This is a genomic window from Aeromicrobium terrae (genome assembly GCF_008039565.1).
Taxonomy (GTDB): Bacteria; Actinomycetota; Actinomycetes; order Propionibacteriales; family Nocardioidaceae; genus Aeromicrobium; species Aeromicrobium terrae.
This window is the reverse complement of the sequence record NZ_VDUX01000002.1, coordinates 543,555-566,706: the sequence shown is the minus strand read 5'-3', so window position 1 is coordinate 566,706 and position 23,152 is coordinate 543,555. Positions and strand designations below refer to the sequence as shown.

Sequence of the window (23,152 nt, the reverse complement as noted above, 5' to 3'; positions counted from 1 at the left end):
GCCGCGTTGGACAACGTCCCGGGGTATTTGCGTGACCAGGCTCTTCATCTTGCCAAAAACCCGCTGGCCCTCAGCGCCGCATTTCTTCGCTTCGACGCCGAGGTAGGCGAGACGCATCTGGCCCTCATCGCTTCACAGGGTCGTCGCGACTTCCCCCAGGTGCTGGCCTGGGCGCGCGACCTGCTGGCCTCGCCATCGGACCACGACCTGGACGCGGAGCGACGGTCCACGGACCTGCAGGGTCTGGCCGCCTTGGCGTGGCTGGCAGCGGGTCGCGCGACCCATCGCGCGGAGGAAGCGGCCGACCTCTACCAGGTTCTGAGGCTGTTGTCGGGGTCCGAGCCGCTCGATCGGACCTCGGAGCTCCTGGACGCCCAGACGAACGTGGCGATCGGGCGGGACGAGTACGCGGCCAGCCTGGTGTCCCGGCTCAATGACCGCTGGGTCAGGTGGATGGTTCGCACGGAGCTCCTGCGCCGTCGAGCCGGTCACGATGCGGTCAGCCAAGACCATTGGCTGAAGGTGTTCAACGAGATCTTCGCCGAGCGCGGATTGACCCCCGTGGAGCTCCACGGTGACGCACCCGAGGCGTTCAACCGGTTGCACGGCGTCACCGATCCCTCGCTGGTGGTCGAGAACGGCCCCCTCGTCACCGTGGTCATGTCGGTGTTCCGCCCCGATGACAGCCTCTTCACGGCTCTTCGGTCTCTGTCCGCACAGACGTGGCGGTCGCTCGAGGTTCTCGTGGTGGACGACTGCTCTGGCCCGGACTACACATCGTTGATCGAGCAGGCGGTCGCCACCGACGATCGGTTCACTCTGGTGCGAATGGAGATCAACGGCGGCACCTACCGCATCCGGAACCGGGCCCTCGCCCTGGCCCGAGGGGAGTTCATCGCGTTCCAGGACTCGGACGATTGGTCGCACCCCGATCGCATCAGACGACAGATGGCGCCGATGCTGGAGGACGCTGCCGTGCTCGCCACGACAAGCAGAGCGGTGCGCGTGTATCCCGAGCTGAGCTCCGTCAAGATCGGCTACTCGCCGTACTGGGTGAACACGTCCTCGCTGGTGTTTCGTCGGGCACCGGTCCTCGAGCGTCTCGGCGGCTTCGACACGACACGCAAGGCCGCCGACTCGGAGTTCACGTCCCGACTGGTGGCTGTCTTCGGCGCGTCGTCAGTGACCAGCATCAACGAGCCGCTGGCGCTGATCCAGCTCACCCATGGGTCCTTGTCGCGTTCGGACTTCCGTCTCGGGCACCACGATCCCGACCGGGTGGCCTACCGACAGGCTTACGGTCTCTGGCACGAGGAGATCCAGGCGGGTCGCGCGGATCCGTGGCTCGACCCCTCGGCGCCCCGACCCTTTCGGGCGCCTGCGCAGATCCTCGGAGAAGACGTCGCCAGAACGACGTGCGACGTGCTCGTGATCTCTGACTGGCGGGCTGGCATCGGACGGTACCGAGGCGCCGTGGAAGAGCTCCTGGCGCTGGCCGGGTCGCCATGGCGTACGCACTTCCTTCATGCCGAGACTCCGCGCTTCGCTCGAAGGGGTCGTCATCCGAATGATCGGCGGGTGAACGCCGCGGTCGCGGCCGGGCTTCTGGACTGGGACTTCTGGGGTTCTGACGTCACCTCTCGTCTCGTGCTCGTCGACGATCCCGAGATCCTCGGACATGCGCCGCCCGCCGCGCGCGTCCGTCTTAGCGCCGAGCGGGTCGTCGTGAAGGCCGCGTGGCCACCCCGGGCGCCCGAGGGCGGGTGGCTCACGTATGACCCGGCGTACGTCGAGTCCGCCGTGAGATCGCTGTTTCATGTCGAGGCGACGTGGTGGCCCGCCACCCATGAGGTGGCGCGAGAGCTTCGTGCCGAGGGCGCCATCGGACCGATGCTGGAACCGCGGCCTTGGGGCGTCGCTGCCTCGCAGCGCCGGCCGTACTCGGGTCGTCCGACGAGTGGACGGCCCGTGATCGGGACCGCCGGTCTCGAGGTCCCGTCGAAGGATCGCCCGACGTGGTCGGACCTGGTGGACCGCCTGCCCGATGACGACGCCTTCGATGTCCGGATCCACGACCCAGCGGGCGTCATCGAGCGGGTGAGGGGGACCCGCGCGGTTCCACCGAACTGGCTCGTCCATGCCGGGACCGTCAACGACATGCTCTGGTCCCTCGACGCGTTCGTTTCCCTGCCGCCACGATCTTGGGGGCCTGCCCGGTCGACGATCGTCGACGACGCACTGTCCGTCGGCTGTCTCGTGGTTGCCGACGAGACGTACCGGTCGACGTGGGGTGAGGCGGTCCTCTATGCCGCTGCTCCGGAGGTGCCGCAGGTCGTCAGCGACGTCGTGAACGACCCGCGTCGCTACCTTGAGCAGCAGCAGCGTGGGTGGCGGCACGTCGACGAGAGCTTGACGGCGGCCGTGTACGTGCACCAGGTGTCCGACCTGATCGACCACAATGGGTGACATGGTGAAGCGTCTTGGTCGTCGTGTGCTCAGCCTGGTCGTCATGGGCGGCGCTGCCAGTGTCGTCGGGATGGTCGGAGTCGCCATCGACTCCTGGCGCCTCGCCTCGACGGGGGTGATCGGTCTACTGGTGAGCGTCGGGCTGCTGCTTCTCCAGACTCACCTCCAGAAGGCTGAGCAGCTGCGTCGCATGGAGCTGCGGGTGTCTCGCGACGTCGCGAACGTCTCGGCGCGCGTGGTCACCGAGTCCGAGGCGCTCCAGCGAATCCTTCGAGCGTCCGGAGATGACTGAGACGAACGTCAGCCCATTCGGCTGGTCAGAGGCGGAAGCCGCCAGGATGCTGGGTGGCGCCACGGGTGTCGAACAGCAGGTGGGCGCCCTTCGCGATCGCCTCGAGGTCGTACTCGGCATGGTTCTGCAGCAGGACCGCCAGATCGGCCTGGGCGATCGCCTGGTTCAGGTCGTCGGCCCGGGGCACGGAGACGCCGTTGGGGGACCACTCCTGGACGTGCGGGTCGTGGAAGCTCAGGTCGGCGCCCTTGTCGAGCAGCAGCTGCGCCAGCGGGGTGGCCGGCGACTCGCGCTGGTCGGCGATGTTGGGCTTGTAGGTCACGCCGAGCAGCAGGATCGACGATCCGCGCAGCGCCTTGCCCTCGTCGTTGAGCAGATCGGCGACGCGCTCCACCACGTACGCCGGCATCTGCAGGTTGATCGACTGCGCGAGCTCGACGAACTGGAACGGCCGGCCGAGGGACGCCCGCACCTTGTAGGACAGGTAGTTGGGGTCGATCGGGATGCAGTGACCACCGACGCCGGGGCCGGGATAGAACGCCTGGAAGCCGAACGGCTTGGTGGCGGCGTTGCGGATGACCTCCCAGAGGTCGATGTCCATCTCGTGGCAGAACTGCGCCATCTCGTTCACCAGCGCGATGTTGATGTGCCGGTACGTGTTCTCCAGCAGCTTCGTCATCTCGGCCTCGCGGGTGCCCTTGGACGGCACGACCGTGGTGATGAAGCGGCCGTAGAAGGCGGCGGCCCGCTCGGTGCACGCCGGCGTGTGCCCGCCGACGACCTTCGGGGTGTTCTCGATGCCGTAGGTCGGGTTGCCCGGGTCGACCCGCTCGGGCGAGAACGCGAGGTTGAAGTCCTGGCCCGCGACGAGCCCGCCCTCCTCGAGGATCGGGCGGACGACCTCGTCGGTGGTGCCGGGGTACGTGGTGGACTCCAGGACGACGAGTTGGCCGGCGCGGAGCTGGCGCGCGATCGTCGTGGTGGCGGCGCGGACGGCCGCGAGGTCGGGCTCGCCCTCATCGGACAGCGGCGTGGGCACGCAGATCACGATCGTGTCGGCGTCGGCGAGGACGGCCTCGTCCGTGCTGGCGGAGAAGCCGAGGTTGAGCATCTCGGCGACGTCGGCGTCGGAGAGGTCGTCGATGTGACTGGTGCCCGCGTTCAGCGAGTCGACCAGGCCCCGGTTGACGTCGAAGCCGACGACGGAGAGGCCCGAGCGTGCTGCCTGCTGGGCGAGGGGGAGTCCAACGTAACCGAGGCCGATGATGGCCATGTCGTGGGACAACGCGTTCTCCTTGTGATTCGTGAGGATGCCGAGCGTCAGGCTACCTGAGCGATGCGGATCACCCGGTCGCTGCACCGAGCGCCTCGGAGAGAGGCTCAGCCAGGTATCGGGCGAGGCTGATGGAGTAGGTGGCAGAAATGTGCTGGTGGTCGAAGTAGACGATCACTCCTCCGATCACGCCGAAGCAGGTTCTGGCGTCACAGAAGCGGTCGGTGAGGTCGGTGACTCGAACCTTCCGGTCACGCATGGCCTTCGCAGCGTCGATCAACGGATCCTCGACCAGCCATGCCTTCCGCGGGCCCGAACATCTCGTGAGATCGTCACGATGTTCTGCCACGCAGTCGGGCACGGCAGTGCGAAGCGTGCGTGCCGGGGTGGGGACGTCGCGGATCGCGACGATGGACGGGCCGCCGGCCCGGGTCAGCTCCCCGAGGTACTTCTCGTAGCCGCGTTGCCAGATCCGGAGACTCTCCGAGTGATCCGAAGCCCCCTCGGCCTCACCGGTGGTGGAGTTGGACATCACGACGAGATCGAACCCGCCCTTGCGGATCTGTTCCAGGACTCGCTGACCCCACTCGTAGCAACCCGTCTGAGACTCCTTGGAGTCCCAGACGTCACGAGCCTCGGTGGGTCGGCAGGCCGAAGCCAGGTACGTGGTGATCTTCCAGCCCGACTGCTTGCCGATCCGGTCGAGCGCCGGCAGGAAGTGGACGGCGTGCGAGTTGCCGGTGATGGCGACCTTGACGTCGCCGTCGGGGTCGCCGTAGGTGCAGGTGGGCGTGCTCTTGAACGGCTCGACCGCGCGGCAGTCGTGGTCGTAGGCGGTGGAGTGGTCGTCCACGGCCTGCGCGGGAGCGGGCACGACGTCGCCGGACCGCGTGATCCCACACCCGGAACCGGGAGTCATGGCGTTGGCGCCGAAGCACTTCTGGTCGCCGCTGAGCGCGCGCTGCAGCGACGCCCGGGCATCCTCCTGCCGCTGGGCGACCTCGTGGGTCTGCGCCACGGTGAGGCCGACGAGCAGCACCATGCCGGTGGCAGCGGTGACGAACACGGATGTGAGTCGCGGACGACTGCGGCCCGTGGTGCGCACGCGGCGGTACCGGTCCTCGACGAACGTCTTGGTGAGGGCCGACAGCACGAGCGCCGTGACGATGATCGCGGCCTTGTCGAGCCGCCCGAGCTCGCCGCCGCTCACCGACGGCAGCAGCACGATCATCGGCCAGTGCCACAGGTACACGGAGTACGAGATGTCGCCGAGCCAGCGTGCGGCCGGGTTGTCGAGCACGCGGTCGAGCGCGCCGCCCCGGTCGGCCGGACCGATGCCGATGAGCAGCGCGCACCCGAGCACCGGGATGGCGGCGTGCCATCCCGGGAACCGTGTCGCGCCGGAGAAGTCGAACGCCGCCCACACGACGGCGGCCAGGCCGAGCACTGTGGCGACTGCTCGCGCCGGGCCGGCCGGTGCGAGGTACCCCTGCCCGGACCGCTCGCGGCGGAGCAGGTACCCGGCCAGGAGGGCGCCGATGCCGAGCTCCCAGATGCGGGTGGGCGTGACGAAGTAGCCCGGGGCGGGTGAGTGCTGGCCCATCCAGACCGAGTAGGTGAAGGACGCGGCGACGACGACGGCCAGACCGCCGAGGATCGTCGTCAGGGCGTCGCGTCCACGACGGACGGCGAGGAACCCGAGCACGAGCATCAGGACCGGCCAGCCGAGGTAGAACTGTTCCTCGACCGACAACGACCAGAAGTGCTGCACGGGCGAGGGTGCGTTCTCGGCGGCGAGGTAGTCGACCGAGTTGCCCGCCAGCCGCCAGTTGAGGATGTACAGGGTCGCGCCCCGGACGTCGCGCGCTGTGTTGGCCCATTGCGTCTCGGGGGCGATCAGTCGCGACGCCAGCAGGGTGACGGCGAGCACGAGGAAGGACGCGGGCAGCAGGCGCCGGATGCGGCGCGACCAGAAGGTGCCTAGGCCGCGGAGGTCGCGCGGCGGGCGCCCGAGCAGGTGCGACGTGATCAGGTAACCGGAGATGACGAAGAAGACGTCGACGCCGATGTAGCCGCCGCTGAGCCGGTTCGGCCACAGGTGGAACAGGAGGACGAGGGAGACCGCCAGGGCGCGAAGGCCCTGGACGTCACCACGGATCGCCGTCGACGACGGGGCCCGAGCAGGCTCGGGCGTGCGTCGTGAAGGAGCTGTGACAGTCACGTGGTCGGGGGCGGTTCGCACGGGTCACCCCACCGCGAGGAGGTGTTGGAGTACCAACTCATTCTGCCACGTCGGCCCCACCGATACGGTGGCGCCCATGACGAGCACCGCCGCTCCGCACGTCCTCCACGTGACCGGCGCCCGGCCCAACTTCCCGAAGGCGGCACCGGTCATCCGAGCGCTCGACGGCCTCGGGGTTCGGCAGGTCCTGGTGCACACCGGCCAGCACTACGACCCGGTCATGTCGGAGGTGTTCTTCCAGCAGCTCGGCCTGCCGGAGCCGGACGTGAACCTCGGTGTCGGGTCGGGGTCGCACGGGGCGCAGACCGCCGCCGTCATGGTGGCGCTGGAGGAGATGTTCGTCGCCGACCGGCCGAGCCTGGTCATCGTCTACGGCGACGTGAACTCCACCGTCGCCGCCGCGCTCGTCGCCGCCAAGCTGCAGATCCCGCTCGCCCACGTGGAGGCCGGCCTGCGCAGCTTCGACCGCACGATGCCGGAGGAGGTGAACCGGGTCGTCACCGACGCGCTCGCCGACCTGCTGTTCACCACCAGCCCGGACGCGAACGTCCACCTCGGCACCGAGGGCGTCGCGGCCGACAAGATCCACTTCGTCGGCAACCCGATGATCGACACGCTGCTCGCCAACCTCGACACGTTCGACCCGGTCGCCGTCACGGCCGACCTGGGGCTCGAGGGCGACTACGTCGTGGCGACGCTGCACCGGCCGGGCAACGTCGACGACCCCGAGCAGGCCGCCAAGATCGTCCGCGCCGTGCACGAGGTGGCCGACACCGTCCGCGTCGTCATCCCGCTGCACCCGCGCGGCCGCGAGAGTTTCGCGCGCGCCGGGCTGATGGACCACGAGAACGTCACGGTCATCGAGCCGCTCGGCTACGTCGAGTTCATCGGTCTGGTCCGCGGCAGCCGCGCGGTGGTCACCGACTCCGGTGGCGTGCAGGAGGAGACCACGATGCTCGGCGTCCCGTGCCTGACGCTGCGGCCCAACACCGAGCGGCCGGTCACCATCACGCACGGCACCAACCGGCTCGTCACGTCCGACGGCCTCGCCGGTGCGGTGCAGGAGGCGCTCGCGCTGCCGCGCACCGACACCCCGGCCGTCACGCCGCCCCTGTGGGACGGCGCCGCGGGTCAGCGGATCGCTGCCGTGGTGGCCGACGTCGTCGGCGCCTGACCCTCGCCCAGCAGGTCGGTCAGCACGCGCAGCGCGCCCTCGACGTCGCCGAGCTCCGACATGTGCTCGACGTCCTGCCGGCTGAGGATGCTGCCGGGCTCGACGACCGCCCAGATCGGCCGGCCGGACCCGCGGTAGTCGCTCAGCTTCGACGGCAGGTACGGGTTCACCTCGTGCGTGTCGAGCGTGCGGGCGTCGTTGACGATCAGGCAGTCGAACTGCGTGGTGAGGTGCAGGAAGTCGAGGTAGTGCACGTACGGGTGCGGCTTGATGATGCCGGTGAGCTTGTGCTTCTTGAGCTGGTCGCCGAGGTCGCGCGGGTCCTTCGTGTACACGTGGATCTCCAGGCGTGACCGCTGCGACGCGTCGAGGCGGCGCACCGCGTCGACCACCTCGGTCAGTCCGCGGGTGACATAGAACGCCCCGAAGTAGGCGACGTGCACCGTGTCGGGCTTGCGGGCGAGTGTGGCGTCACTGCGCTGGTAGAACTCCGGCGGCAGCGTCGGGTGCGGGGTGACGACGCTCTGGTCGAGCACGCGCCGGCGAAGCGCCTCGTCGTCGATGTGGCTGATCATGTACGAGCGCTGGTGCTCGTTGGTGAACAGGATCTCGTCGGCGAGGACGTAGGCGAGGTGCTCAATCCAGGGCATGAGTAGCTCGCCACTCGGCGGCTTGAAACCTGCCTGACGCAAGCCGAGGTCCAGCTCCTCGGTCAAGGCGTCCTCGCCTCGTCCGGATCGGCGAGGCTGCGATCGAAGGCCGTGGGACAAGGGGTCAGAGAACTCTGCGATCCAGAAGGTCGATGGCCGTCTGACCTTGTGCAAGGCAGCGAGTACGTGGGAAGCGGGCCACATGGCGCGGCTGTACACGGATCGGTACGGACCCTGTGCTCGCTCCCACTCGGCGATCTTCTCGATGCCCTCGAGCGCGTAGGCGGCCATCGGTGCCCACGTGCGTTCCCCGGGTCTGCCGCCCACGGTGTGTTGGTTGCCCACGTACGGCTTGACGATGTCGAGAGCAGCTCGGTCGTGCTCGAATCGGGACGACAAATCCTGCGTGATGAGATCGACGGCCAGTCCATGAGCACGCACCCGGCGTCCACCCACGATCGCGCTCGTGTTGTTGCTGGGCAGGAAGGCGTAGCACGTGGCGAGGTCACGCGCCCGATCGCGGTTCATGGAGCGCCAGGGGAAGGGCTCGAGACGGCGGTCCTTGATCTCGTCGACGGCGAGCTCGTGATCGTCCGGGTGCTCGTGGAGGAACTCTCCGATGCCGCGCGCCGCGGACTGCACCGCATGCCTGGCGGCGCGGTGTCCGTACTGGGTCGGGTCCGAGTAGATGGGCCACAACGCCTCGATGGTGTCCAACCGGGCGCTGATCCCCATCTCGCGCGACAGCTCGGCCGGCCGTGAGTATGAGCCGATCCGGCGGTGCCGATAGTAGATGGCATGGTCGCTGGTCGGCACGACGGTGACGGAGAGCTTGAACCGGTTGGCGAGGGTGTTCCAGAACACCACATCGGTCCCGAACCGCAGGTTCTCGCGGGCTCTCACGGCCCGGGCGTGCCGTGTCAGGACGAGCTTGGCCGTGTTGAAGCTGAGGGCGGACCTGACCTCTGCCGGATGAACCGTGCGGCCTGATGCACGGGTGACGGATCGGTTGACATAGGTGTCGAAGTCGGGAAAGTCCTCGTCTGGCGAGACGTCTGCGAGATAGGCATGCGCGATGGTGTCGGGCCGCGCCACAGCCAACAGCGAGGACAGGAAGCTGGGCGAGACAGTGTCGTCGTCGTCGACGATCGTGACGTACTCGCGGCGTGCCGCAGCCATGCCCACGTTGGTGCTGGGGCCGACGCCTGTGACAGGGCACCAGATGATGCGGATGTTCGACTCATGATGCCGGTCCCGGAAGTCACGAACCAGCTCGACAGTGCCGTCGTCGGGGCCGTTGGGTACGACCAGGATCTCGAAACGGTCCGGTTCGAGAGTCTGTCCCGTGAGCGACTCGAGGGTCTCGAGGATAGAGGCAGCGCCCTCGTGGGTCCTGACCAGCACGCTGACGCCGGGCGACTCGAGGCTCATGGTCTCCCCATGGTAGTCAGACGCTACGATCGGGCTGGACGTCGTGGGGATGGCCACGTCGACCCGTTCCGGCCGACTGAGGAGTGGTCACAGCATGCCCGATGAGCGAGCCCTCATCATCCTCCGCTCGCTCGAAGACCTCGCCGGTAATCTCGGCGACGGCCCCGAGACCGATGTGACGCTGGTGTCGGATGACGGGGGCGTCGACGCGGCTCATGCTCCCTACGCGCGAGTCGTCGTCGTGGCTTCAGGTGATTCGCCCGCTGAGCTGCGCTCCCTTGTCGACCTGGCTGCGAGCCTCGGTCCCGGCGATGTCCACGTCACTGCCGTGTCGGTCGCCGACGCCGACGCCGAGTCGTGGGCCACCGCATTCGTCGGCTTCGAGGTCGTCGAGACCGAGGAGGAGTTCCGCTCCGCCGTGCTCAAGCCGACCGATGACGCACAGATGTCGGCCGGCCCGTTCCTGCATGGTTGGTTGTCCGCAATCGAGGCGCCGAGTCCGGAGGCACCGGTCTCGCCCGCGCCGAGCCCGGCTCCTCCGCCTCCCGCGGTCGCGTCCGTTCCCCGAGCCGGACGTGCGCAGCGACTTCGCGCTGCGCTGTTCATGCGGCGCAAGCTTGTCGCGGCTGCGGTGGTCGTGGCTCTGCTGGCCTTCGCCCTGAGCATCGGACTCGTCGCACTCCTCGACGAGTACTACCTGGCAACCCTCAGCACGGGGCTTGCCATGCTGGTGGCAGTGGGCATCCTGCGATCGGAGCAGCAGAGTCGACGTCTGCTCGCCCGCGACCGCGAGCGTGCCGCTCAGATGACGGCCCTGAGCAAGTCGTTGGGACCAGCCCAGATGGAGCAGCTGCGCCGCGCTGTGTCGGCGAACGAGCTGGCCACCAACGAGGTCATCCATCGACTCAAGCTGATGCGCGACGGTTTCGTCGACCCGACGAAGCCCGGCCTTCTGCGGCAGATCACGCGCGAGTCCCAATCCACGTTCGAACAGGTCCAGGCCACGATCAACCTGTTCACCCTGGCCGACGTCAAGGCACCCGTGCCACCGATGCGTGGGTGGGCCGTCTCGCCGGACGCGTTGAACATCCTCGTGCAGGAGATGTTGGTCGTACGGCCGTCGGTCGTCGTGGAATGCGGGAGCGGCGTATCGACGCTGTTCCTAGCCCTGACGGCAAAGCAGGTGGGTCTCGACGTCAGGATCGTGGCACTGGATCACGACGCTGAGTACGCGGGCAAGACGAACAGGATGCTCGCGCTGCACGGTGTCGATGACATCGCCATGGCCCGGTTCGCCGCCATCGAACCGGTGTCGACTGACGACGGCGAACGTCCCTGGTACGCCCTTTCGGCGATCGAGGATCTCACCGACATCGGGCTTCTCTTCATCGATGGCCCCCCCAAGGCCACGGCGCCGCTCGCCCGTTACCCGGCCCTGCCCCAGCTGTGGGACCGCCTGGCGCCTGATTCATCCATCGTCCTCGACGACACCAACCGTCAGGACGAGCAGGAGATCATCGAGCGATGGACGGCGAGCCATCAGGAGCTGTCCATCGAGGAGTTCTCCACCGAGAAGGGCATGCACGTGCTGCGCCGGAGTGCACCGCACTGATCACCACCACGGTGCTGCCGTGCACGTGAGGCGGTGCCCGTAGGTCTCGAGCCAGAGCGCAAGGAGCAGAAGGCCTTGTCGCCATTGAGCCTTGCGGGGGTGCAGGAGCTCGCCGACCTGCCCGCGCTCGTAGGGAATTCCGGTGCGTTCACGGAGCTCGAGCAGCCGGGCGTCCTCCCACGCCAAGACGTCCGGCAGGTCCCAGCGGCTCACACCTGTGGTCGGAGGCGGGACGAGGTCGTTCGTCGATGGCAGGTCTGACAGCCCTGGTCGGGCCGCTTCGAGAAGACTGCGAGCAAACACGCCGCCAGTCTTCTTGGGCCACGGCACCGCGAGGAGGGCGGCCATGACCTCCGGATGCGCCAACGGTGTGACGAGCTCCGCGTCAGGTTCGAGCAGTCCATAGGGAGCAAGGGAGATCACCCGCGCAGTCCGGGCGGCAAGCATCATCACCCTTGCCTCTTCGCGGAGGCCCTCGTAGGCGCGGTACGCGGTGTCGACCAGTGGAAGTGCCAGCTCCACCATCAGGTCAACGCCGTTGGCGCCGGGCACGCCGCTCGGTGGAACCTTGAAGAACTGTGCACGGTGGACTTCCCGAACCGGCTCGCCGCTCCGCGCCTCGAGGCTCGAGACCGAGACGGCCTTGTTCTTCAGGAGGATGTCTCCCGCGAGCCCATCGATGACCGGAAGGTGCCACGACCTCAACCGCCGTGCAACTGGGACGAGCCAGGCATGGCTAGAGGTCTCGAAGTTCGACACTCGGTACGCCTCGACCAAGCTGTCGACGGCTTCATCAGGCGGTGGGAACAGAGCCACGTGCGGGAGATTCAGGTGGGCGGCGAGCCTTCCGCCGAGCGTCACATCCGGCGTCTCGCCGAGGGTGTGCTTCGCGCTGGTGATGGTTCGCAGGTCGCGAGGTCCGAAGAGCGAAACCGCGCGGGCAGCCAAGAGTCGGGAGTCCCAACCACCGGTGATCGGGACCGTCGCTCGATGTTCGCGTGCGGTCGAGCCAAGGGCGGGGTGGCCCAACAGGGCATCGTCGATCAAGGTGACGATCTCTGCGGGCGTCGGTTCGTCGACCGGGTCTCTCACTGAACGGGGTACAGCGCGGCGCACTTGGGGTTGGTGACCGTTGACGATCCGCACGGACCATGATCCAGGCAGCCGGCGTATGGCCCTGAACAATGACCTGTCGTGCGGCACGAAGCGTGCGAGCAGGGACGCAGCCCACGCCTCCCAGTCCGGCTCGAGGTGCCCGTCGAGGACGTGGACCAAGGGGTCGACGCTGGAAGCGAAGACGACGCCATCCCCACAGCGCGCGTGATACAGCGGATCGAGTCCCCATGCGGAGGCGTGGAGGACCGGGCCGTGGGGAGTGGCCGCAACTCCAGAAGCGCCCGCGAGCTGGGCAGCGTCATGCCATGAAGCGACGGATCGACGGAAGTCCTGAGCCGCCCACAGCAGCCCGTGACTCTCCGTGCTGGACCATGCTCGGGTCCGATTGCGAGTCAGCACCGTGATGCCTGGGAGCTCGTGAACCCTGTGACCCGAATGCGTGGCGCGGAGCCTGTCGACCACGCGTGCCGGGACACCACCGATGGTGCCGATGACGGTGGGCACGGCTACACGATCTCGATGACGACGGGCGCGTGGTCGCTGGGGCCCTTGCCCTTGCGCTCCTCGCGCTCGATCCACCCGGACGTGACCCGCGCCGCGAGGGCGGGGGAGGCGAGCAGGAAGTCGATGCGCATGCCGCGTCGCTTCGGGAAGCTGAGCTGCTTGTAGTCCCAGTACGTGTAGACGCCGGGACCCGGGGTGTGCGGGCGGACGACGTCCGCGTAGCCGGCGTCGACGATGGCCCGGAACGCCGCCCGCTCAGGCTCGGAGACGTGGGTGCTGTTCGCGAAGACCGCCATGTCCCAGACGTCGTCGTCCTCGGGCGCGATGTTCCAGTCGCCGGTGAGGACGACCTGGGCCTGCGCGTCGTCGGCGAGCCAGCCGCTGGCGGCGTCGCGCAGGCTCTCGAGCCACCGCAGCTTGTAGTCGTAGTGCGGGTGCCCGAGCTCGCGGCCGTTGGGCACGTAGAGGCTCCAGACCCGGACGCCGTCGCAGGTGGCGCCGATCGAGCGCGCCTCCAGCACCTCCGGCTCGCCGAAGCGCGGCTGGTCGGCGGCGAACGAGGTGGTGATGTCGTCGAGCCCGACGCGGGACAGCACGGCGACGCCGTTCCACTGGTCGAGCCCGAAGTGCGCGACCTCGTAGCCCATCGCGCTCAGCTCGAGCGCGGGGAACTGGTCGTCCCGGCACTTGGTCTCCTGCAGCGTCAGCACGTCGACCTCGGTGCGCTCCAGGAACGCGAGGACCCGGTCGATGCGGCTTCGGACGGAGTTGATGTTCCAGGTGGCGATGCGCACGCCCTGAGATTATCGGTGCAATCGTGGGACGCGTGATACGGATGTGACGCATGATGGTCGTCTGCCCGACGGGGAAGCGGGCAGACGAGGGAGTTCCGTCATGCGCAAGATCGCCGCCGCGCTCGCCGTCCTGCTGTCAGCCGCCGTGCTGCCGGTGCAGGCCGGCGCCGCCACCACCACGCCCGTCCCGTTCCCGTCGTCGCCCAAAGGGCTGACGCCGCCGGTGACGCTGCCGACGTCGCTCGACCCGGTGCCGGCCTACATCCCGCAGATCGCCTGCCAGCCCGGCACGCCGACCGGCGTCGCGAAGCTCCGAGAGCTGGTGCTCGCCACCTACGGCATCGGCGGCTCGGGCAACACCGCCCGCTCGTGCAGCGAAGGGACGTCGGAGCACGCCGACGGCCGCGCCTGGGACTGGATGGTGGCCGTCTCCAACACCAAGCAGAAGGCCGCCGCCGCCGACTTCCTCGCCTGGCTGACGCAGGACAGCGGGAAGTGGGCCCGCCGCCTCGGGATCATGTACGTCATCTACAACGGCAAGATCTGGGGCGCCTACCGCGCGAAGGACGGCTGGCGCGCGAGCTCCGGCCACGCCGACCACATCCACATCTCGTTCAGCTGGAACGGCGCGCACGCCAACACGTCGTTCTGGCAGGGCAAGGTCATGCCGACCGAGTACGGCCCGTGTGCCCGGTTCATCGACCAGCCGGCCGTCATGCGGACGTCGCCGAACACCAAGCCCTGCTATGCGCCGTGGTACCCGGTGAAGAAGAGCTCGTACGGCATCGTCGAGCTCGGCTCGAAGGCGTCGTCGATGAAGACCGCGCAGGGCGCCCTCGGGATCACCAAGTCGGGCGTGTTCGACAGCGCGACCCGCACCGCCGTGATCGCGTACCAGAAGAAGTACGACCTCCCGGTGACGAGCTCGATCGACCTGCCCACGTGGTCGTCGCTCGTCCCGTCGTCCATCACGTACAACCGGGCCGCCGGCTACGCGGGTGGCGACGGGTCAGCCGCGCGGTACGGACTGGAGCACTACGCCGACTCGCCGATCGGCCCGTTGTCCACCGGTCCCAAGGTGCTGTTCCTGCAGACCGCGCTGCTGATGAACTCCAAGGCCCGCACCGGCTACTTCGCCGACCTCACCGAGCGCACCGTGAAGGCGTTCCAGCGGAAGCACGGCCTGGCGGAGACCGGGATCGTGACGCGCACGGAGTGGAAGCTGCTGGCCGCCAAGTAGCGCGCTTCGGTGCCATGATGACGGCATGAGCGACGACGGGGACGCCTCACCAGGGACCACGGCGGGCGAGCGCCGCTACACGCCGAACGACGTCAACGCCGGCCGGTGGGTGCGCCGCGGCGTGCTGATCCTCGTGGTCGCGGCCCTCGCGTACGTGGCGTACCTCGTGGCGGCGGCGTTCTTCCCGCGCTGGTGGTCGCAGCGCGTGGCCGACCAGGTCAACGGGCACCTCACGGCCGGCACGCTCTGGGGCCTGTTCTACGGGTTCGTCTTCACGTTCGTCCCGCTGATCGTGCTCGCCCAGGTGCGACGGCGGTTCTTCAATTGGGAGTGGCGCGGCATCGTCGCGATCGTCGCGGTCCTGCTCGCGACGCCCAACTGGCTGACGCTCTCCGTCGTGGCGGGCAACAGCAAGGCGGCCCACGCCGGCGAGCGGATCATGGACGTCGACGCCCCCGGCTTCCGGGTCGCGACGGCGATCGGCGCGGTCTCCGCCGCCGTGATCGCCGTGGTGGTGGTCGCCATGAGCATGCGGCTGTCGCACCAGCGTCGCGAGGTGAAGAACCTCCGCGGCAAGCTCAGCGAGAGGGATGAGTGAGACCGAGCGCGCTTAGCGCGCGAGCGTCTCGCCAGGTCGAGTGCGTCACGCTGAAGGCGTCCGTCGTATCGAGACCACGAGAGCGCCGGGACGATCAGACGGAGTAGCCGCCGTCGACGTCCAGCTTCTGGCCGCTGATGAACCCGGCCCGATTCGAGGCGAGGAAGCAGACGGCCTCGGCGATGTCGGCGGCGCTGCCGAAGCGTCGCATCGGGATGTTGCCGCGGGTGATGGCGAGGGCGTCGTCGTCGAGCTCGCCGGACCCGATCAGCCGCGCGGCCATGCCGTCGGTGAGCATGCCCGGACCGACGGCGTTGACGCGCACGCCGAACCGGCCCTCCTCGGCGGCGAAGGCGCGCACGACGGCCTCCACCGCTCCCTTGGGCGCCGACGACAGGCCGTCGCGGACCGGGTACCGCGCGGTGGCGGCGGTGGTGACGGCGACGATCGAGCCCTCGGTCTCCCGCAGGTGGGGGAGCGCGGGCTGGGCGACGTTGAAGAAGCCGGCGGCGTCCTGGGCGAGCTGGTCGGCGAAGTCGGCGGGCGACACCGTGGACAGGTGGACCATCGGCACGTGCGGGCCGGAGGCGTAGACGAGGGTGTGCAGACCGCCGTGGGTCTCGGCCACCTCGGCGACCACGGCCGCGCCGGCCTCGGCCGAGCTCACGTCGAGCGCGTGCGCGGTGGCCCGGGCGCCGTGCTTCTCCGCCGCGGTGGCGACGGCCTGAGCGGCCGCCGCGTTGGAGCGGTACGTGACGGCGACGTCGCTGCCGCGCGCGGCCAGCATCTCCGCGATGGCGGCCCCGAGGCCACCGCTGCCGCCGACCACGAGGGCCACGCCCGGAGCGTCGGCGAAGTCGGACGACAGGTCATCGGTCATGAGGCGACGAACTCTACCGAGTTGCACCGGGACCTGGAGGTGCTAGACGTGGAAGGCGGCACGTGCTCGTGTCGTTCCCTGAGATCGGAGGAGGACTCATGAGCGAGACCACACCTGAAGGACCTGCTGACGGCGGTGCCGAGGGCACGCCGGGCGTCCAGGACGGCGGCGCCGACGGTGGTGCCGACACCGGGGCCGAAGGACCTGCGGACGGCGGTGCCGAGGGCACGCCCGGAGTGCAGGACGGTGGCGCCGACGGTGGCGCCGAGGGTCCGGCGGACGGCGGTGCCGAGGGCACGCCGGGCGTCCAGGACGGCGGCGCGGACGGTGGCGCTGAAGGCGGGGGCGCCGAGGACGAACGCCTCCAGTGACCGCAGCTGCACAGACGCGGGTGCCCGGCCAGACGGCCGGGCACTCCGCGCTGCGCCGGCTCGTCGCCGACCCTGACGCTTTTCGGCGTGACGTCTGGAGCCGCGAGGCCCTGCTGACCCGCGCCGGCGAGCTGCCCGAGGGGTTCACCGACCTGTTCTCGGAGTCGGCCCTCGACGAGCTGGTGTCGCGCCGCGGCCTCCGCACGCCGTTCATCCGGGTCGCCCGCGACGGCACCACGCTGCCGAACCACGCGTTCACGTCCGGCGGCGGCGTCGGGGCCGGCATCGCCGACCAGGTGGACGACGCCAAGCTGTCGGCGCTGTTCGCCGGCGGCGCGACGATCGTGCTGCAGGCCCTGCACCGCACCTGGTCCCCGGTGCTCGACTTCTCCCAGCAGCTGGCGCACGAGCTCGCGCATCCTCTGCAGGTCAACGCGTACGTCACCCCGCCGCAGTCGCGCGGGTTCGACGACCACTACGACGTCCACGACGTCTTCGTCCTGCAGGTCTCCGGCCGGAAGCACTGGCGCATCCACGCGCCGGTCGTCGACGCCCCGCTGCGCGACCAGCCGTGGACCGCCCACCGCGCCGCGGTCGAGCAGGCCGCCGCGGAGCCTCCGGTGATCGACGCCGTGCTCGAGCCCGGCGACTGCCTCTACCTGCCGCGCGGGTTCATCCACGCGGCCACCGCTCTCGGCGACGTCAGCACGCACCTCACGATGGGCATCCACCCCTGGACCCGCCACCACCTCGCCCGCGAGCTGCTCGACGCGGCGCTCGACGAGCTCGCCGGCGACCCGGGGATCCGTACCTCCTTCGGCGCCGGCGTCGAGGTCGACGACCCGTTCGCGATCGTCGGCGACGTCGAGACCGTCCGGGAGCGGCTCGCCGCCGCCGTGCGCTCGGTGCCGGCGGACGAGATCGCCCGGCGGCTCGGCGACCGGAGGCGCTCGGCCACCCGGCCCGCGCCGGTCGGGCCGGTCGCGCAGCTGCGCGCGTCGCAGGCTCCCGACGCAGACTGAGAGCGTGAACGAGCCTCGTCCGCTGTGCGCGGACACCGCCCGCCATCGCGGTGACGTCATGAACGGCACCGCGCTGCACGTCCGGCGCTTCCTGCTGATCGAGCACCCGGGACCGTGGGGGTTCGATGCCGTCGGCACGTCCGGCATCGAGCCGGAGGTGATCGACCAGCTGGTCGCCGCGACGCGACGGCACGGAGGGCGGACCCTGCTCATACGGCGCCCCGGCCGCCAGGACCACGAGCCCCGCCGCGCCTGGGCGGTGGCCGACGTCGTCGGCGGCACCATCAGCTGGGGCACGTGGGAGCAGGACGCGGACCTGCTGGCCGCCTGCGACGTCATCGCCGACCCGCCCGGCGGCTCGACGGACCCGGTGCTCCTTGTCTGCGCCCACGGCCGCCACGACACGTGCTGTGCCGTGCGCGGCCGACCGGTGGCCGCCGCCCTCGCCGAGCGCTGGCCCGACGCCGTGTGGGAGTGCAGCCACGTCGGTGGTGACCGGTTCGCCGGCAACGTCGTGGTCCTGCCCGACGGCACCTACTACGGCAACCTCGGGCGCGACGACTCCGTGGCGACCGTCGAGCAGCACCTCGGCGGCGTGGTCGTCCCCGAGCAGCTGCGCGGCTCGAGCATGCTGTCGCCGGTGGCGCAGGCTGCAGCCATCGCCGCGCACGAGCGGTTCGGCCCGGGTGGCCCGCGGGACGTGCGGTCAGCCGTGGTGCAGAGCGCGGGTCACGAACGGTGGCGCGTCGAGCTCAGCTGCACGGGCCCGCTGCCGCTGACCGTCGTTGCCGACGTCGAGGCGCAGCACGCCGCGGCCGCCCTGCTGACCTGCCGGGCGCCGCACGCCACGTCGGCGCGCTCGTTCGTCGTCACCGACGTACGAGCACCTTCTGCGCCTGCCGGTTCATGATTCGCATGGCGACGTTGTAGCCGAACGGCACGTACCGCTGCGCCCAGTAGGCGAAGCGGATGTCCTGCGACGTGTAGACCATGTAGCGGCCCTTCTCGACGCCCTTGACGATCGAGGCGGCCGCGCTCTCCGGCGTCACCGCGTGCTTGCTGAAGGCGGCGATGGCCTTCTGCACCTTGGGGTCCTCCCGGTCGACGCCGACGATGTCGACCGTGCCGACGAGGGGGGTGTCGACGCCGCCCGGGCAGACGAGGGAGACCTTGATGCGGTGCCGCTCGAGGTCGAAGCGGAGCACCTCGCTGACGCCGCGCAGCCCGAACTTCGCAGCGCTGTACGGCGCGTGCAGCGGCAGGCCGATGAGGCCCGCGGCGGAGGAGACGTTGACGACGTGGCCGCCGCGCCGGGCGTCGATCATCGCGGGCACGAACGCGGACATGACGTGGATCGGACCCATCAGGTCGACGTCCACGGTGCGCCGCCAGTGCTCGACGGTGAGGTCCTGGATGCGGCCCCAGGTGGAGATGCCGGCGACGTTCATGACGATGTCGGTGGACCCGCCGGCGAGCTCGTGGGCACGCGCGGCGAAGTCGGTGACGGCGTCGGCGTCGCGGACGTCGAGCGCGGCGGAGTGGATCACCGTGCCGCCCGCGGCCTCGACGAGGACCACGGTCTCCTTGAGCGTCTCCTCGCCGACGTCCGTGAGCACGAGCCGCGCGCCCTTGCTCGCGGCGAGCAGCGCCGTGGCGCGGCCGATGCCGCTGCCGGCGCCGGTGATGACGGTGACGGCCCCGTCGAAGCTGGTCTTGGTCATGGATCCTCCGAAGTCGGACAAATGTACCAGTTAGGGGTGTCGCGACGCGAGGGTGTCGGTGGTCACGCCTAGCCTGCACGCAAGGAGGTCGGCGATGGAGACGAATGCAGCAGCACCACCGCTGCGGGGCACCCACGACGGGTGGCACCGGCTCCCGCTCGCGTCGCTCGACTTCGAGACCACGGGCGTCGACCCGCGCACCGACCGCATCCTCAGCTACGCGTTGATCGACGGCCCGGTCGCCGTCAGCGGGCTGGTCGACGCGGGCGTCCCCATCCCGCCGGCGTCCGCCGAGGTGCACGGACTCACCGCTGCCATGCTCACCGGTGAGCCCACGCCGAGCCGCGTGCTCGCCGGGATCCTCGAGTGGGTCGAGTCGCTCATCGACCGCGGCGTCGGCCTGGTGGTCTTCAACGCCGCCTACGACCTGACGATGCTGCGCGCCGAGGCCCGGCGCAACGGTCTGCGCGAGCCCGACTGGTCCCGGCTGCTGGTCGTCGACCCGTACGTCGTCGACTGGGGCATCGCTCGCGGCAGCCTGGGCCGTCGCCGGCTCGTCGACGTCGCCGCGTACTACGGCGTGCCCATCGAGTCCGCCCACGACGCCATGTGCGACGCCCGGGCCGCGCGCGACGTGGCGGTCGAGCTCGGCGCCCGCCACCCGCACGTCGGGTCGCTCGCGCTGGGCGAGCTGATGGTGCAGCAGCGGCGCTGGTTCGCCGACCGTGTCGCCGAGTGGAACTCCTACGCCCGCACGTCCGGTCGACCGGTCGACGATCCCACCGGCTGGCCGCTCGCCGCCTAGACCGACCCGGTCCGCACCAGCACGGCTTCGGCGACCGCGTCGGGCTCCTGCTCCGGCAGCCAGTGGCTGGCGTCCAGCTCGACGAACCGGTAGTCGGCGTCCACGTGCTGCGCGGACTCCTCCACGGGCGTGCGTCCGATGGCCAGGTCGCCGTTGCCCCAGACGAGCGTGGTCGGGACGCGGACGACCGGCAGGTCGCCGAGCTCGGCCGTCATCGCGCGATACCAGCTGAGCGCGGCGGTCAGGGCGCCCGGCTCGCCCAGGCGTGCGAGGTAGTCGTCGACCTGCTCGGCCGGCACGTCGCCGCCGTACATCGCTCGGAGTCGCCGGAACTCGTCCTCCATCAGCAGCGCCTCGGCCTTGCCCTCGATCCGCAGGAACCCGATGTACGCGGCGCGCTCCTGCTGGTCCGCGTCCTCGCGCAGCGCCCGGTTGTAGGCGGCGAGGTGCGGCACGGACAACGCGGTGAGGCTGCGGAGCCGGTCGCCGTGGTGCGCCGCGACGTACCAGGCGACGGCGGCGCCCCAGTCATGGCCGACCAGGTGGAACGTGTCCCAGCCCTGGGCGTCGGCGATGCCGACGACGTCCGCGGCGAGCCGGTCGACCGCGTAGTGCTCGACGCCCTCCGGGCGAGCGCCGGGGGAGTAGCCGCGCTGGTCCGGCGCGACGACCCGCATGCCGGCGTCGGTCAGCCGGGGCACGACGTCGGTCCACGACGCCGACGTCTCCGGAAAGCCGTGCAGGAGCAGGACGGGGACGCCGTCGTCGGGCCCGTCAATCCGCACGTCGAAGGTGAGGTCGCCGACGGTGACGGGGGTCTGCTCCGCGAAGGTCATGGCGTCATCGTGTCAGTCGACGGGCTGGTTGATGCGTTCCAGGGCCGCCCGGTCGAGCGCGGCGGCGACCTCGGGCGGCGGCGCGGTGCCGCCACGGTCGTGCGGCAGCCACCAGCGGTCGGCGTCGTCCTTCGGGGTGTCCGGATAGGTGTCGATCGCCTCGTCGACCAGGGCGGTCATCGCCGCGTGCAGGCGTTCGGTGAGCTCGGCGATCGACTCGCCGTCCGCCGGGTGCAGCGGCTCGCCGACCAGGATCGTGAGCGCCTTGCCGCGCCGCAGGCCACGCCGGCCGTCGACCGTGGCGATCCGGTGCGACCCCCACACGGCTACCGGGACCAGCGGTACGGACCGGCTGATCGCCAGGCCCGCCGCGCCAGGCTTGAGCGGCTTCACCAGGAACGACCGGCTGATGGTCGCCTCGGGGAAGACACCGACGAGCTCGCCCGCGTCGAGGGCCCGGCGCGCCTGTCGGTACGCGCTCGCGCCGGTCCAGCGGTCGACCGGGATGTGCCGCATCGCCCGCATCAGAGGCCCGGTGATCCGCGAGTCGAACACCGACACCTTGCTCATGAATCTCACCAGCCGGCCGCGCTCGCGGGCCGCGTAGCCGACGAACGTGAAGTCGAGGAATCCGGTGTGGTTGCTCGCGAGCACCGCCGGGCCGGACGTCGGCAGGTGCTCGGCGCCGCGCACGGTGATCCGCAGGCCGAGCAGGCGGAAGAGGATGGCGAACAACCGCGCCGCGACGCGATAGGTGCGGTCTCCGCCGGTCATTGAGCCTGTCGAAATGACGTCGACTCGGGCAGCCGCGGCCAGCAGTCGGTGCGCACGGTCGGGTCGAACCCGTCCTGGGCGGCCCGGCGGGTAGCGGCCTCGCGGTTCAGGATCCCGGCGGACAACAGGAAGATCGACAGGATGTACAGGCCCATGACGACGAGCCCGTGCCAGGCCGCGTCCTTGTCCATCCGGTCGGCCTCACCGAGCGCGATGAACCCGTCCGAGATCAGGAACAGCAGCCCGCCGATGCCCGCGCGGCGGTCCAGCGCGAGCGACGTGATGGCGGTGCCGAGAAGCAGCAGCACGTAGAACGGCACGAGCGGACGGATCTCGGCGTCGAGCCCGGACCAGGCCCAGGCGAGGAGGCCGACGGCCGCCGCGACGTAGACGACCAGCGGCACCAGGACGGTCCGCAGCCGGTCGAGGGCGCCGCGCCGCACGAAGAACACGATGAAGCTGACGTGCGCGGCGGCGAACGCGGCCATGCCCGCCGCGAAGAGGTCGTCGAGCTCCAGGAACAGGTCGCCGAGGAAGCAGAAGACCAGCGCCAGCACCAGGAGTCGCGGGCCGTCGAGCTGCAGCACCCACGCCACCAGCAGCGGCGCGAGGAGGCACTTCGTGATGCTGTCCCACGGCGTCACGTCGGCCGCGTTCAGCACGAGGTGGACGACCGCCACGATGCCGAAGGCGATGATCCACGGGCTCTTCACGGCCGTCATGGCGGTCACGCTACCGGGCCGCTACCTTGACCGGATGGTCCTCACGGTTCTGGCGATCCTCGTGGCCGTCACGTTCGTCGGCACGGGCGGCGTGAAGCTGCTCAGCGCGCCCGCCTCGCTGAAGATCCGCGACTCGCTCGACGTCGATCCGCGGACGTGGAAGCTGATCGGCGTGTGCGAGTGGCTCGGGGTCGCGGGGGTGCTCGTGGGCCTCGCCTGGTGGCCGGTCGGCGTCGCCGCCTGTGTGGGTCTCGCCGCTCTCCTGGTCGGCGCCGTCGTCACCCGCGTGGGCGCCCAGCGCCGCCACTCCCGGTCGGAGGCCGTCAACATCGGCGCCGACGCGCTCACCATGGTCCTCGTGGTCGCCACGGCCGTCCTGTTCGTGCAGCAGGGATGAGCGACACCGAGGACGTCCCGATCCGCGAGGGCGGGATCCGGCTCGGCCAGCTGCTCAAGTTCGTCGGCGTCGCGGACTCCGGTGCCGACGCGGCGGCGATCATCGCTGCAGGCGACGTGCAGGTGGACGGCGAGGTGGAGACGCGGCGCGGCCGCCAGCTCGACCGCGGCGCCGTCGTCGAGGTCGCCGCTCCGGGTGGGACGCAGCGGTTCCGCGTCATTTAGGCGTCGCT

22 protein-coding genes are annotated in these 23,152 nt (G+C 70.1%); 12 read left to right on the top strand and 10 right to left on the bottom strand.

Annotated features, from left to right (window positions below):
• Positions 1-6 precede the first annotated feature (6 nt).
• Entirely contained in the window at positions 7-2,466 is a 2,460-nt protein-coding gene (locus FHP06_RS06440; RefSeq protein ID WP_147684895.1) for a glycosyltransferase family 2 protein, read from the top strand.
• 1 nt (position 2,467) lies between these two features.
• Positions 2,468-2,758: a hypothetical protein gene (locus tag FHP06_RS06435; RefSeq protein ID WP_147684893.1), complete on the top strand. Its 291-nt coding sequence runs from the start codon at positions 2,468-2,470 to the stop codon at positions 2,756-2,758.
• A 25-nt stretch (positions 2,759-2,783) separates the two neighbouring features.
• Here the strand turns inward: FHP06_RS06435 and FHP06_RS06430 are convergent, their stop codons facing one another.
• Both FHP06_RS06430 and FHP06_RS06425 read right to left on the bottom strand, forming a co-directional pair.
• Positions 2,784-4,043 (bottom strand): nucleotide sugar dehydrogenase, encoded by a 1,260-nt coding sequence (locus FHP06_RS06430; RefSeq protein WP_147684891.1) that lies wholly within the window; start codon positions 4,041-4,043, stop codon positions 2,784-2,786.
• Positions 4,044-4,101: 58 nt separating this feature from the next.
• On the bottom strand, positions 4,102-6,252 hold the full coding sequence (locus FHP06_RS06425; RefSeq protein ID WP_187271811.1) for an acyltransferase family protein: 2,151 nt from the start codon (positions 6,250-6,252) through the stop codon (positions 4,102-4,104).
• Positions 6,253-6,349: 97 nt separating this feature from the next.
• Between FHP06_RS06425 and wecB the strand changes: the two genes are divergently transcribed.
• A complete protein-coding gene (wecB, locus tag FHP06_RS06420) occupies positions 6,350-7,447 on the top strand; it encodes a non-hydrolyzing UDP-N-acetylglucosamine 2-epimerase (RefSeq protein WP_147684888.1) in 1,098 nt (365 codons plus the stop codon).
• Here the strand turns inward: wecB and FHP06_RS06415 are convergent.
• Complete coding sequence (locus FHP06_RS06415; RefSeq protein WP_147684886.1) at positions 7,405-9,528, bottom strand: glycosyltransferase; 2,124 nt, start codon at positions 9,526-9,528, stop codon at positions 7,405-7,407. The two genes, wecB and FHP06_RS06415, sit on opposite strands and share 43 nt — an antisense overlap.
• 94 nt (positions 9,529-9,622) lie before the next feature.
• Here FHP06_RS06415 and FHP06_RS06410 point away from each other — a divergent pair, with 94 nt between their 5' ends.
• Entirely contained in the window at positions 9,623-11,140 is a 1,518-nt protein-coding gene (locus FHP06_RS06410) for a class I SAM-dependent methyltransferase (protein ID WP_147684884.1), read from the top strand.
• Here the strand turns inward: FHP06_RS06410 and FHP06_RS06405 are convergent, their stop codons facing one another.
• Both FHP06_RS06405 and FHP06_RS06400 read right to left on the bottom strand, forming a co-directional pair.
• Complete coding sequence (locus FHP06_RS06405) at positions 11,141-12,232, bottom strand: adenine nucleotide alpha hydrolase family protein (protein ID WP_147684882.1); 1,092 nt, start codon at positions 12,230-12,232, stop codon at positions 11,141-11,143.
• Between the two features lie 530 nt (positions 12,233-12,762).
• Positions 12,763-13,554 (bottom strand): exodeoxyribonuclease III, encoded by a 792-nt coding sequence (locus tag FHP06_RS06400; protein WP_147684881.1) that lies wholly within the window; start codon positions 13,552-13,554, stop codon positions 12,763-12,765.
• A gap of 100 nt (positions 13,555-13,654) precedes the next feature.
• On the opposite strand from FHP06_RS06400, the gene FHP06_RS06395 reads away from it, so the two are divergent.
• Both FHP06_RS06395 and FHP06_RS06390 read left to right on the top strand, forming a co-directional pair.
• Positions 13,655-14,794, top strand: coding sequence for a peptidoglycan-binding domain-containing protein (locus tag FHP06_RS06395; RefSeq protein WP_147684879.1), 1,140 nt, complete (start codon positions 13,655-13,657; stop codon positions 14,792-14,794).
• Between the two features lie 25 nt (positions 14,795-14,819).
• Positions 14,820-15,392 carry a permease gene (locus FHP06_RS06390; protein WP_147684877.1) on the top strand — a complete coding sequence of 191 codons (573 nt, stop codon included), beginning with the start codon at positions 14,820-14,822 and terminating at the stop codon, positions 15,390-15,392.
• 94 nt (positions 15,393-15,486) lie between these two features.
• Here FHP06_RS06390 and FHP06_RS06385 read toward each other — a convergent pair whose 3' ends face one another.
• The gene (locus FHP06_RS06385; protein ID WP_187271810.1) at positions 15,487-16,272 is read right to left on the bottom strand and encodes an SDR family NAD(P)-dependent oxidoreductase; all 786 of its coding nucleotides are present in this window, start codon (positions 16,270-16,272) and stop codon (positions 15,487-15,489) included.
• A 98-nt stretch (positions 16,273-16,370) separates the two neighbouring features.
• Here FHP06_RS06385 and FHP06_RS06380 point away from each other — a divergent pair, with 98 nt between their 5' ends.
• Genes FHP06_RS06380 through FHP06_RS06370 form a run of 3 tightly spaced genes read left to right on the top strand, consistent with a single transcriptional unit; the run spans position 16,371 to position 18,575 of the window.
• On the top strand, positions 16,371-16,643 hold the full coding sequence (locus FHP06_RS06380) for a BatC protein (protein WP_147684875.1): 273 nt from the start codon (positions 16,371-16,373) through the stop codon (positions 16,641-16,643).
• Positions 16,640-17,665 carry a cupin domain-containing protein gene (locus tag FHP06_RS06375; RefSeq protein ID WP_222706383.1) on the top strand — a complete coding sequence of 342 codons (1,026 nt, stop codon included), beginning with the start codon at positions 16,640-16,642 and terminating at the stop codon, positions 17,663-17,665. The genes FHP06_RS06380 and FHP06_RS06375 overlap by 4 nt, the downstream gene beginning before the upstream one ends.
• A 4-nt stretch (positions 17,666-17,669) precedes the next feature.
• Positions 17,670-18,575: a sucrase ferredoxin gene (locus FHP06_RS06370; protein WP_222706382.1), complete on the top strand. Its 906-nt coding sequence runs from the start codon at positions 17,670-17,672 to the stop codon at positions 18,573-18,575.
• Here the strand turns inward: FHP06_RS06370 and FHP06_RS06365 are convergent.
• Positions 18,535-19,386, bottom strand: a complete 852-nt coding sequence (locus tag FHP06_RS06365) for an SDR family oxidoreductase (protein WP_147684873.1) — start codon at positions 19,384-19,386, stop codon at positions 18,535-18,537. The genes FHP06_RS06370 and FHP06_RS06365 overlap by 41 nt on opposite strands.
• Before the next feature lie 94 nt (positions 19,387-19,480).
• Between FHP06_RS06365 and FHP06_RS06360 the strand changes: the two genes are divergently transcribed.
• Positions 19,481-20,191 (top strand): exonuclease domain-containing protein, encoded by a 711-nt coding sequence (locus FHP06_RS06360; RefSeq protein WP_147684871.1) that lies wholly within the window; start codon positions 19,481-19,483, stop codon positions 20,189-20,191.
• Here FHP06_RS06360 and FHP06_RS06355 read toward each other — a convergent pair.
• Genes FHP06_RS06355 through FHP06_RS06345 form a run of 3 tightly spaced genes read right to left on the bottom strand, consistent with a single transcriptional unit; the run spans position 20,188 to position 22,523 of the window.
• Entirely contained in the window at positions 20,188-21,027 is an 840-nt protein-coding gene (locus tag FHP06_RS06355; protein WP_147684869.1) for an alpha/beta fold hydrolase, read from the bottom strand. The two genes, FHP06_RS06360 and FHP06_RS06355, sit on opposite strands and share 4 nt — an antisense overlap.
• Before the next feature lie 12 nt (positions 21,028-21,039).
• Positions 21,040-21,801, bottom strand: a complete 762-nt coding sequence (locus tag FHP06_RS06350) for a lysophospholipid acyltransferase family protein (RefSeq protein ID WP_147684867.1) — start codon at positions 21,799-21,801, stop codon at positions 21,040-21,042.
• Positions 21,798-22,523: a lysoplasmalogenase gene (locus FHP06_RS06345; protein WP_147684865.1), complete on the bottom strand. Its 726-nt coding sequence runs from the start codon at positions 22,521-22,523 to the stop codon at positions 21,798-21,800. Before FHP06_RS06345 ends, FHP06_RS06350 begins: the two co-directional genes overlap by 4 nt.
• 34 nt (positions 22,524-22,557) lie before the next feature.
• On the opposite strand from FHP06_RS06345, the gene FHP06_RS06340 reads away from it, so the two are divergent.
• Together FHP06_RS06340 and FHP06_RS06335 are read left to right on the top strand one after the other, a co-directional pair.
• Positions 22,558-22,920, top strand: a complete 363-nt coding sequence (locus FHP06_RS06340; RefSeq protein WP_147684863.1) for a DoxX family protein — start codon at positions 22,558-22,560, stop codon at positions 22,918-22,920.
• The gene (locus FHP06_RS06335; RefSeq protein WP_147684862.1) at positions 22,917-23,144 is read left to right on the top strand and encodes an RNA-binding S4 domain-containing protein; all 228 of its coding nucleotides are present in this window, start codon (positions 22,917-22,919) and stop codon (positions 23,142-23,144) included. Before FHP06_RS06340 ends, FHP06_RS06335 begins: the two co-directional genes overlap by 4 nt.
• Positions 23,145-23,152 lie beyond the last annotated feature (8 nt).

What these genes read in the sequence shown, in the direction of transcription:
- FHP06_RS06350 (WP_147684867.1), bottom strand. Translation starts at nt 21,801, where the DNA reads ATGACCGGCGGAGACCGCACCTATCGCGTCGCGGCGCGGTTGTTCGCC.
- FHP06_RS06335 (WP_147684862.1), top strand. Translation starts at nt 22,917, where the DNA reads ATGAGCGACACCGAGGACGTCCCGATCCGCGAGGGCGGGATCCGGCTC.
- FHP06_RS06395 (WP_147684879.1), top strand. Translation starts at nt 13,655, where the DNA reads ATGCGCAAGATCGCCGCCGCGCTCGCCGTCCTGCTGTCAGCCGCCGTG.
- FHP06_RS06435 (WP_147684893.1), top strand. Translation starts at nt 2,468, where the DNA reads ATGGTGAAGCGTCTTGGTCGTCGTGTGCTCAGCCTGGTCGTCATGGGC.
- FHP06_RS06355 (WP_147684869.1), bottom strand. Translation starts at nt 21,027, where the DNA reads ATGACCTTCGCGGAGCAGACCCCCGTCACCGTCGGCGACCTCACCTTC.
- FHP06_RS06340 (WP_147684863.1), top strand. Translation starts at nt 22,558, where the DNA reads ATGGTCCTCACGGTTCTGGCGATCCTCGTGGCCGTCACGTTCGTCGGC.
- FHP06_RS06385 (WP_187271810.1), bottom strand. Translation starts at nt 16,272, where the DNA reads ATGACCGATGACCTGTCGTCCGACTTCGCCGACGCTCCGGGCGTGGCC.
- wecB (WP_147684888.1), top strand. Translation starts at nt 6,350, where the DNA reads ATGACGAGCACCGCCGCTCCGCACGTCCTCCACGTGACCGGCGCCCGG.
- FHP06_RS06360 (WP_147684871.1), top strand. Translation starts at nt 19,481, where the DNA reads ATGGAGACGAATGCAGCAGCACCACCGCTGCGGGGCACCCACGACGGG.
- FHP06_RS06410 (WP_147684884.1), top strand. Translation starts at nt 9,623, where the DNA reads ATGCCCGATGAGCGAGCCCTCATCATCCTCCGCTCGCTCGAAGACCTC.
- FHP06_RS06345 (WP_147684865.1), bottom strand. Translation starts at nt 22,523, where the DNA reads ATGACGGCCGTGAAGAGCCCGTGGATCATCGCCTTCGGCATCGTGGCG.
- FHP06_RS06380 (WP_147684875.1), top strand. Translation starts at nt 16,371, where the DNA reads ATGAGCGAGACCACACCTGAAGGACCTGCTGACGGCGGTGCCGAGGGC.
- FHP06_RS06415 (WP_147684886.1), bottom strand. Translation starts at nt 9,528, where the DNA reads ATGAGCCTCGAGTCGCCCGGCGTCAGCGTGCTGGTCAGGACCCACGAG.
- FHP06_RS06365 (WP_147684873.1), bottom strand. Translation starts at nt 19,386, where the DNA reads ATGACCAAGACCAGCTTCGACGGGGCCGTCACCGTCATCACCGGCGCC.
- FHP06_RS06390 (WP_147684877.1), top strand. Translation starts at nt 14,820, where the DNA reads ATGAGCGACGACGGGGACGCCTCACCAGGGACCACGGCGGGCGAGCGC.